The sequence below is a fragment of the Erwinia persicina genome, from assembly GCF_014838825.1.
Taxonomy (GTDB): Bacteria; Pseudomonadota; Gammaproteobacteria; order Enterobacterales; family Enterobacteriaceae; genus Erwinia; species Erwinia persicina_A.
In genome coordinates this window covers 1-752 of record NZ_JACYMO010000033.1, presented here as the reverse complement: position 1 = coordinate 752, position 752 = coordinate 1, and the positions used below count along the sequence as shown (strand labels likewise).

Here is a 752-nt window from a genome sequence, read left to right as displayed (position 1 = left end):
AACGGCGACACCAGCAACGGTATTGAGCTGGGCAAAAGTAATATTCTGCTGATCGGCCCGACCGGTAGCGGGAAAACGCTGCTGGCAGAAACGCTGGCGCGCCTGCTGGACGTGCCGTTTACCATGGCTGATGCCACCACGCTGACTGAAGCTGGCTATGTCGGTGAGGATGTGGAAAACATCATCCAGAAACTGCTGCAGAAGTGTGACTACGACGTGCAGAAAGCGCAGCGCGGCATCGTTTACATCGATGAGATCGACAAGATCTCCCGTAAGTCTGACAACCCGTCGATCACCCGCGATGTCTCCGGGGAGGGCGTGCAGCAGGCGCTGCTGAAGCTGATCGAAGGGACCGTGGCCGCCGTGCCGCCGCAGGGCGGCCGCAAGCATCCGCAGCAGGAGTTTCTGCAGGTGGATACGTCGAAAATTCTGTTTATCTGCGGCGGGGCCTTCGCCGGCCTGGACAAAGTGGTGTCGCAGCGCGTGGACACCGGCACTGGCATCGGCTTTGGCGCATCGGTGAAGGGCAAGTCGGAGAAAGCCACCGAAGGCGAGCTGCTGGCGCAGGTGGAGCCGGAAGATCTGATCAAGTTTGGTCTGATCCCGGAGTTCATCGGTCGTCTGCCGGTGGTGGCAACGCTGACCGAACTGAGCGAGGACGCGCTGATCCAGATCCTGCGTGAGCCTAAAAATGCGCTGACCAAACAGTACCAGGCGCTGTTCAACCTGGAAGGCGTGGAGCTGGAGTTCCG

General features: G+C 60.1%; 1 protein-coding gene. It reads left to right on the top strand.

The features are described from left to right. The coding region (gene clpX, locus IFU29_RS22185) for an ATP-dependent protease ATP-binding subunit ClpX (protein ID WP_191935765.1) at positions 1-752 on the top strand (752 nt) is incomplete at both ends.